The 9,605-nt window shown below is 40.1% G+C and carries 6 protein-coding genes; all 6 read right to left on the minus strand.

What is annotated here, in order from left to right; genetic code table 11:
• Positions 1–7: 7 nt before the first annotated feature.
• Complete coding sequence (locus tag Q8W26_RS07445; protein ID WP_370694268.1) at positions 8–670, minus strand: transglutaminase-like cysteine peptidase; 663 nt, start codon at positions 668–670, stop codon at positions 8–10.
• Between the two features lie 33 nt (positions 671–703).
• Complete coding sequence (locus Q8W26_RS07450; RefSeq protein ID WP_101215445.1) at positions 704–1,306, minus strand: OmpA family protein; 603 nt, start codon at positions 1,304–1,306, stop codon at positions 704–706.
• The gene (locus Q8W26_RS07455; protein ID WP_101215446.1) at positions 1,306–2,712 is read right to left on the minus strand and encodes a TolC family outer membrane protein; all 1,407 of its coding nucleotides are present in this window, start codon (positions 2,710–2,712) and stop codon (positions 1,306–1,308) included. The genes Q8W26_RS07450 and Q8W26_RS07455 overlap by 1 nt, the downstream gene beginning before the upstream one ends.
• An 18-nt stretch (positions 2,713–2,730) precedes the next feature.
• Positions 2,731–4,104 (minus strand): HlyD family type I secretion periplasmic adaptor subunit, encoded by a 1,374-nt coding sequence (locus Q8W26_RS07460; protein ID WP_101215447.1) that lies wholly within the window; start codon positions 4,102–4,104, stop codon positions 2,731–2,733.
• Positions 4,101–6,272, minus strand: a complete 2,172-nt coding sequence (locus Q8W26_RS07465) for a type I secretion system permease/ATPase (RefSeq protein WP_101215448.1) — start codon at positions 6,270–6,272, stop codon at positions 4,101–4,103. The genes Q8W26_RS07460 and Q8W26_RS07465 overlap by 4 nt, the downstream gene beginning before the upstream one ends.
• 129 nt (positions 6,273–6,401) lie before the next feature.
• Positions 6,402–9,605 (minus strand): Ig-like domain-containing protein (locus Q8W26_RS07470; RefSeq protein ID WP_305472936.1); only part of this gene is annotated, 3,204 nt, incomplete at its 5' end.

Raw genomic sequence — 9,605 nt, forward strand, 5'->3', positions numbered from 1 at the left:
GTACTTATCACTCCAATTTTAGCTTAGGCTGTCTTAGTTTATGTTTTCCTAGGCGTTGATTTAGGCCAGTCCACTTTTTTAACCTACTGGACTTGCCGGCCAAGACACCCTTTCCTTTTTCTTTATTCAACCATAACTGTGTACCATTAAAACTGTAAACTGGTAACAGGTCTTTCCGTTTGGTTGCTAATTTTATTTCGCCATCCAAATTATCTAAAATAATTGGGATGGCTGTCGGCGTTTCATAATAAGCAAGTACCATATGGTATTGGTTAAGGTGTTTAGCCTTTACCATAGTAATACGCATTTTTTTATCCGGAACACCTAGCTCTAACAATGAGAAATATTTAGCAATAGAGTAATCTTCGCAATCACCACCATTTACCCCTATAAACTCAAGCGGGGTAGCCCAATAGTTCTCTTCTCCCCACAATTTAATATCGTCAACAAAGTGAAAAAAGTTAAAAAAGTTATTTACCTTCTCTAATTTTTCTCTATCAGAAACTGACTGATCAATGTTCAAAATATTCAGCCAGGCTGTGCCTCTCTTGCCTGCTCGTAAGCCATAATTATCAGTTAAAACATTCACAACACGAGACTTATCAAATAGCGCTGTTTCAGCTTTAGCTGAAGGAATAACTAACGCTAAAGCAATGGTTACTTTAGCTATTGTAGTCGCGGCTTTTATGAGCACTTAGCTTGCTTATTCCTGTTCGTCTACAGTATAAATCGTCCATTTCATCGCTGTCGCCGAATCAGTGCCACTAAGTGTTGCAACTATACGTCGATTTTGGGCATGAGCCTCAGCCGTATCTGCTGAATTAACAGGCTTATCAAAGCCATAACCAATCGATGAAACTCGAGCTGGAGAAATACCATAACGGTTAGTCAATACGTTAGCTACCGCTAATGCACGTTTTTCAGAGAGTTCTTGGTTGAACTGGCGTTTACCTTGACGACTTGAGTGCCCCTCTATCACAACTTTACTGCCAGGAAACTTACCCATAAAATCAGCAACTTGTTTTATTTTATGAAAATCACTGCTGTTTATAAAAGATGAAGCATTCGCAAATTTAATATCTAAATTAATATTTTCACTAATGGGTTTTATACTACTGCAGCCATAATTATCAATATTAGCTCCGGTATAGGTATCAGCACATCGTTCACGCGCTTCGATTACACCGTCACGATCTAGATCCTTAAGGTTACTTTTTTGAGTTGTTGGTTTAGTTAAATCTAAAACTGTGGTTGAACCACAGCCTGCTAAAAGTAAGCATACTCCCAATGAGATTAACCCTTTCATTATTTAACTCCTCCTTCATAACTCTCTTCACCGTTCCATAAAGAAGAACGCGTCACACGTAAAGAGTCTAACAACTGACCTGTAGCATTTAATAAACGATACTTAGCATTAATCTCTTGATATTCTGCGCTCAAATAATCTTTTCGCGCTTCAAACAACTCATTTTCCGTATCAAGTAAATCTAACAAACTCCGTTGCCCTAACTTAAACTGTTGCTCATAAGATGTTTGAGTCTCCTTTGATGACTCAACATGCTGTTGAATAAATGTCTTTTGAGAAGCTAACAATTCGTAAGCATTCCAAGCTAGCATATAGCCCTCTGTTACATCACGATGAGCACGGTGATTTACTTCAACAGCCTCACTGATGCGATAAGCAGCAGCTCGCGTTTGTGCTGAGTGCTTATTTCCTGAATAAAGATTGTACTTCATTCTAATCATTGCTGATGCATTGTTATTATGACCGCCAACGTCGACACCTAACCGATCAATGCCTTCTTCACCACCCGTATTATTATTGAGGTTAGCATCAATCTCAAAACTAATCGTAGGGTAATAACTCGAGTTTGTAGACTCTTTAGCGTAGCGAGTGGCTTCAATATCATTGCCAGCCGACTTAATCGTTGGATGATTCTCGATTGCTCTGGTTAGCCCCTCTTGCTTGGATGCTGGTAACAGATCAGCATCAGGCACTGGAATAATTAAGTCTTGAGGCTGAGTATCAATTAATTTTTTATAAGTAGCCGTTGCATCTAGATAATTATTTGTTGCGCTAATCACATTGACATTAGCACGGGCTAAACGACCCGACACTTGAGATAAATCAGCAACGCTTCCTAACCCAGAGTCAGTACGCTGCTTGATTTGTTCAAAAATAACTTGGTGCGATTCTAAGTTTTTACGTGATAGCGCTAATACTTGCTCTGCCTGTAACACAGCTGTGTAGGCATTAGCAACCTCGAGTGCCAGATCTTCTGCAGTAGAGAAAACTTGCCATTGTTCAGCACTTGCTTCAAATTCGGTACGAGAGCGCTCACTACTGGTATAGAAACCATCAAACAGCATTTGCTTGATGCTAAGAGAAAACTCTCCACGCTTAAGCCCTACTTGGCCATCATCGTTTGCTCCACGGCGAGTGCCAGGGCTATTTGTTTCCTCAAAGCCATAACCTGCAGACAAATCAACCGTAGGTAAATAACCAGCAGCAGCTTGTTTGTACTGCTCTTCAGTGACTTTAAAGCGACTGAGTGCAATCCTAACTTCTGGATTTGTGTCTAAGGCCATTGCTACAGCTTGCTCTAATGTCTGTCCACTGACAACATTTGAAACCAATGCAGTAGCAACTGAAAGCGATAATACCGATATTGTTTTTTTATATAACGGTTGTTTTCGATTAAAAAAACGCATGCTAACTTCCTTTAAAGTTTATTGTTCTCGTAAAGCTGTTTGTTTAGCTCTTAACACTGGGTTAAGAATGTACTCTAAAACAGTTCGTTTTCCCGTAATTACATCAACAGAAGTCATCATCCCTGGGATTATGGGCATTTCTGTTTTATCTTTTTTCATGATACTTGACGCGTCTGTTCTCACACGAATGATATAGAAACTATTACCCTCTTCGTCTTGCGTTGTATCTGCACTGATATGCTCAACTTTACCGGTTAAACCACCATATTTAGCAAAGTCATAAGCTGTCACTTTAACAATTGCAGGTAGCCCTGGTCGGATAAAAGCAATATCCTGAGGCTTAATCTTTGCTTCAATTAATAATTTATCTTGTGTTGGCACAATTTCGATTAATGCCTGTCCCGGCTTAATAACGCCACCTAGTGTATTAATATGAATTGTCTTGATGGTCCCGATAACAGGCGAGGTTATCAACGCCTTTTCGACTTTATCTTGAATGCCAACCCGTGCTTCATTCATTTGTGATAAGTCACTCTGTAACTTATTGAGCTCTGCTCGAATTTCTGTCCGATAAACTAACACTGTTTCACGTCGCTTAAGTACTGTCTCATCAAGCGATGACTCTAGTTTTGGGCGCAATAGCGTAATAGAGCTCAGTTCACCTTTTATATCATTTACACTTCTTTCGAGCTTCAATAGCTCAATTTCAGGAACGATATTCTTCTCAGCTAAAGGTCTAGTTAAGTTAAGCTCTCGTTTGGCAAAATCGAAGCTTCTTTCAAGCGTTGAAATTTTTGAATTCAGCTCTTCCACCTCTTGCTGTTTTTGTTGAATCTGTGTCGCCTGAATTGCAATTTGATTGATTAGGTTATCCAAACGTACATCATATTCATATTGCTGACGCTCAACAAGACGAGGGGAGTTCTTTATCAAATCTTGCGGAAACTCTGTCACCTTCTTTTTGATTTCTATCTGTAAACGCCAATTGTCATCGTCGCCTACAAGAATACTCGCCAGTTCAGCTCTTAAACGAATGATGTTAGCTCGTAAACTATCAACTTCTTGCTCCTGTTGTTTAACATCAGACTGAAAGCGAGTGTCGTCAATTCTAGCTATTGGCTGATTTTTATCAACTAACATGCCCTCACTAACATATAGTTTTTCTAAAATACCACCATCTAAACTTTGAATAACTTGTACCTGTGATGAAGGTATGACTTTACCCTCCCCTGAAGTCACTTGATCTAACGCAGCAAAGTATGACCATATAATAAACGTCAATACTAATGCCGATAAGGTCCATATTGTCCAACGATGAATATTTGGCGCCTCACTAAGCATCGCCCCATACACATCATCAGCCATCTCGAGGTCTTGTTGCGTTACTTTCATTTATCAGCCTCGACTGTTCCAGCCTTCAACTTCTCTAAAACCTTATCTCGAGGTCCATCAGCAAGTAACCTTCCTCTATCAAGCACAATGATTCGGTCTACTAATTTTAATAAATGCATTTTATGCGTTATCAATAGCATGGTTCTATTTTTACCGGTCATCTGCATCGAGCGAACGAACTGATTTTCAGCACGTGCATCTAAACTAGCGGTTGGCTCATCAAGTAATAATAACGGAGGATCATTTAATATCGCACGTGCCAAAGCGACAGATTGACGCTGACCACGCGATAGAGCTTGACCACCCTCTCCCACTTGCATATCCAAGCCTTCACTATCTAAGTCCGTAAATAAACTTACACCAGATAGCTGAACAGCACGGATTAATTGATACTCCGTCACCTGACGAGTACCAAAAAGGATATTATCCCTGATCGTCCCGTGAAATAATGTAACTTCTTGCGGTAAATAGCCATAATTGCGACGAAGGTCACTAGGGTGTATTTGTCCGTGGTTTATTCCATCAAATCGCAAGGTGCCGGTCGATGGTTGATATAAACCTAATAAGACTTTCGCCAGCGTCGTTTTACCTGAACCATTTCGACCTATAATCGCAACTTTTTCACCAGGCTTGATACTGATAGATAAAGGGTATAGTGCAGGTTTCTCACATTCAGGGTAATTAAAACCAAGCTTTTCAGCCACAATATGACCTTTAAGCCTCCCAACGCTGACTAATTGCCCTTTGTTTTCAAACTCACCTTCTTGTTTCATTAAGCCATCGATAGCCCTCATGGCGCTAAGGGTATGATTAGAACGAGTTAATAAGCCTGCTATTTTTGCCATCGGTGAAATGGCTCGACTTGATAACATAACGGCAGCAATAATGGCTCCCATCGAAATCATATTTTCTGAGACACGATAAACACCAAGCACAATAACGCCAATAACGGCAGTTTGAACAAAAAAACTAGCGACATTAGACACCGAATTTGAAATATTCTTAGACTTCATATTCCAATGAGATGTATGCCCGAGCATTTGCTGCCATGCTTTTTGAACAATTCCTTCCGCCCCGTTGGCTTTAATTGACTCAATCGCACTTAAACTCTCAATTAAGTGGCCATGACGTAGACTGGTAAACTTACTACTCTCCTCAATTGCATGACGTAATTTAGGTTGGAGTAATAGGGTATAACCAATAATGATAATCGTAGCCAAAATCGGGAATGCAACTAAGTCACCTGCAACCAACCAAATAATTACCATAAATAAAATAGCAAAGGGTAAATCAACTAATGCAGTGATGGTGGCAGAAGATAAAAAATCTCGTATCGTATCAAACTCACTCACTTGTTTAGCGGTTCCGCCAACACTTGGCGAGCGATGCTCAAGTGGAATACCTATGACCTTGGAAAACAATTTAGAAGACATGGTAATATCAATACGCTTGCCAGCAATATCAATTAAATAGCCTCGAAGCTGTTTCAAAATAAAGTCAAATATATAAGCTAGGCCAGCACCTAACGCCAACACCCACAATGATTCAAATGCTAGATTAGGCACCACCTTGTCATACACATTCATCACAAAAAGTGGCGACACTAAAGCAAAAAAGTTGATTAAAATTGTCGCTATTATGACATCACGGTAAATAGGGATGCCGGTTTTTATCGCACTCCATAACCAATGCTCATTATGTTGATAATGATGAACATCAACAACCTGCTTGTCACCTCGATACTGCTGCTTTATTAAAAACAAATAACCTACATATTGAGACTCAAGCGCTTCAATGGTCAGTTGTTCCTGTCCTCCTGTTTCAGGAAGAGATAACACCGCTTTATTATTTTCAATATCTAACTCTTGTAAAACACAAGCTTTTTGATTTTTTAATAATAAAATACAAGGCAATAGCATATCCGGTATTTCATTAATTCCTTTACGACTCAATTTAGCTGTCAACCCAGCCCTCATTGCCGCTTGAGGTAATAAATCCGGCGGAAGCACAGCCTCTGTCATGGGCAGGCCAGCAGCTAATGCATCAGGCGAACAAGGCGAGCCAAAGTGCTCAGTGATAATCACTAAACAGTCTAACAATGGGTCACTTTCTAGTCGCTGTGATGAATTGATTGACCATTGGGGTAATGGTGTTGCTGGTTGCTCCACAAAAATTCCTTTGTTAGTAAATATAGAAAGAATGCTAATAGCGAACTATTAGCATTCTAATTTCTTTTGATTATATCTAACTTCTTTAATTAAATATCTGATAAAAAGATATTATTTTACAAAAAAGTATTAGATTTCATCTTCAATTGAGTTAGGTGGTACATAACCATCTGTCACTGTATCAACTAATAATGGCGCACCACCATCACTGTTAAACAACTGATTCAACACGGTCACATTGTTATTTGCAATTGCATCTTGCATATCAACACCATCAAGAATAATCGTTTGCTCTGCCACACCACTATCATCTTTACCAATTGAAATAGTCGTACTTGTACCATCCGAGCTAAAGCTTAGGTAATCATCAAGTTTTTCATCACCATCTAGATGTAATAGTTCAGTTAGATCAAGCTTATCTTCACCAACAGTAAAGTCAGTCACTGTGTCCGTACCAGTTTCGCCAGCTAGCCACACGAAGGTGTCTTTACCACTGCCACCAGTTAATGAGTCATTGTCTAAGCCACCTATCAGCACATCATCACCTGAACCACCAATTAGGAAATCATTGCCGGAACCGCCGCGAAGAACATCCATATCGGCGCCACCATAAAGGGTATCGGAATCAGCGCCACCATAGATTAAATCGATACCGCCTTGACCGTAGATAGTGTCATCACCTCTATCGCCACTCGCAATATCAACATGAGCTTGACTACCAGCTACAGAAGCTTTCAAGTCATCTTTTGTATAATAGACAATCTCACCTTGGTCATCATATTCCCAAGCATTACTTGTTCTATTTAAATGGCTTTCATCACTTCCCTTAGCGAATGACTCAAACTTATCTTCAGCAGCTTGACGAGCAGTACCTGTATCTAAATCTCCAACATGGCTGTCGCCCAAGTAGATAGTATCGTTTCCAGCACCGCCTTCAACGTGATCGTTTGCAGCTTTTGCATTAATGATGTTGTCAAGACTATCATCAAATGCATGAGTCCCCCAATTAGGATCATATGCATCATTAACAGTGTACGAATTATTCATGAAACTATCATTGAGGTCAGAACCTTCAATAACATTATCACCAGTAGGTGCAACTACATCATCCTGATCAAGATCTGCAGGCGCAACCACACTTAAGGAAACGGTGGCAGGCTCAGACTCATTACCCGCTTGATCCACTGCTTTATAAGTAAAGCTATCACTTCCAGCATAACCATCATTTGCAGTGTAGGTCACAGTACCATCAGCATTAACAACCACAGTACCATGTTCAGGAGCTGTAACAATGACCACACTGGCAGAAGCATCAATCAAGTCATTATTTAAATCTGTATCATTAGCTAATACGTCAATAACAACCGCATCACCACTATCAACTTTTTGCCCATGTGAGAGGTTCTCTGCGATCCAAATATTATTATCATCTGAATCAGTTAGCTCTAGATCTAATACGTAGTTACCACCTTGATCCCAATAAATAATTTCCACACTATGCATTCCAGTAGTTAACTCTATATCCACAGAACTATCTTTAACGGGTGTATTTTTGTCGAAAGAAATTACTGACTCACCGTCGATAATAATACTAAAGCCATCATCATGAGATATGTTTAACTTATAACTACCTGAGTTTTCAACATTTAGGTTCCCCGTCAGTTTGATAATGCCATCAGTTGATGAGTCAGAACTTGTACCTGTCATTGAATTAGCATCGTCATTTAAGAACTCTTGCAGATGTGTAGGAATACCATTGAGGTAATCACCACCACTGATGTTGCCATGTTTTTTATCAATACGTTGGTAATCTAATTCAGTTGAAATAAACGTAATATCGGCACCATTAGCCTGAGAGTCAATATAGCCCTCTACTTGGCGTAGACTACCTAAATTTGAATGCCCCTCAGCATATTGATTGTAGCCGAAGTACTCGCCAAACAAACCTCCATCAGATAAACCGTCATCATTAGCCTCTGGCCCTGGCGATGTGATAGTGATATTCCCGTCAGGCGTAACCCAGAAAGAAAGAGTTTCTTGAGTTGAGGCCATGTTATTAGCGTAGTCTTCTTCCGTTGTATTTTCTGTTGGCTGTTCCAGTGTGGTTGCGGTTATAGTTAAATTCACCTCCTGAATTGGTGAACTGACAGAAGGCATGATCAGTGCTATATCAGCTAAGTTAGCAACAGGTACAGTCCAGACCCCTGCTATTTCAGTCCCATAATTTAGTCGTGCCCCTGCAGGAAGTTCTGAGATACTGACTGTTAATGACTCACTACCATCATCATCTACAAGTGACGACTGAATATTTAATGGGATCAATACAATAGCGTCAACATCTAGTGAAATGTCATCGATATACATCCCACGTCCATTATTAATATCAACCCCTGTTGCTTCGAAGGTGATATCCATTGCTTCGCCAGTGCCAACAAAGGTAATAGTTGCTGTTTCCCAACCCTCATTAAAATTACCATCAGAATTCGAGCCCGCTTTACTATATTCCTCATTCACTACATTCACACCGTCAGCACCAACAGTGACAGCAAACTTGTTGACATCTGCACCGTAATTTCCGCGTGGTGAATATTTAAATGTTAAGGTATATGTTTCACCAGCTACGGTATCAACACTACGCGTAATCATAGTAGCATCAGGGTACGGGTCATCCGACTGAGGGTCTTCATTTAACTCAATGAATTTATTACTTCCATTAACCCACGTTTCAATCTGCTCCCCATCTCTTGGTGACCAACCCTCTAATGAATCAACAAAATCTTGCTCAGTAATAGAGTCAAAGTTTGTCTCAAAAATATTCCCAACCAGGCTAGCCTTCGATTCATCAACTGACACAGCCAAATTCGGTGTATCTGCTACCGCGTCAACAATAACCGTCATCACTTTATCTGTAGTGATTAAACTACCATCTTCACTCGCTGTGCTAGTTGTGATATTCAAATCAAAATCAGCATCACTATGCTCTGGCGGTGTCACGGTTAAAGTATCTAACTTACCTGCTGCAATATCGGCAGCCGTTAGGATTACAATACCATTTGTTATAGTGAATTGAGTTTCACCACTTGCTACTTTACTGCCTTCTGGAATATCAGCAATTTTAATTGAAACTGTCTGTTCAGGGTTCGCAACAAATATGTTTAATGCTATTTCTGAATCTTCATAGCCTTGAGGCACATCCTCAACATGGACAGTGAAATCAGCTTCGCTTGTGGTGCCATCGGTAGAGGTTGCTTTGACTGTCACGGTGTGTGATTCAGCGACTTCAAAGTCCAGTTCGCCCGCTAGGGTAATAACGCCATTGGCATCGATTGAGAA

The organism is Psychrobium sp. 1_MG-2023 (assembly GCF_030689115.1).
Classification (GTDB): Bacteria; Pseudomonadota; Gammaproteobacteria; order Enterobacterales; family Psychrobiaceae; genus Psychrobium.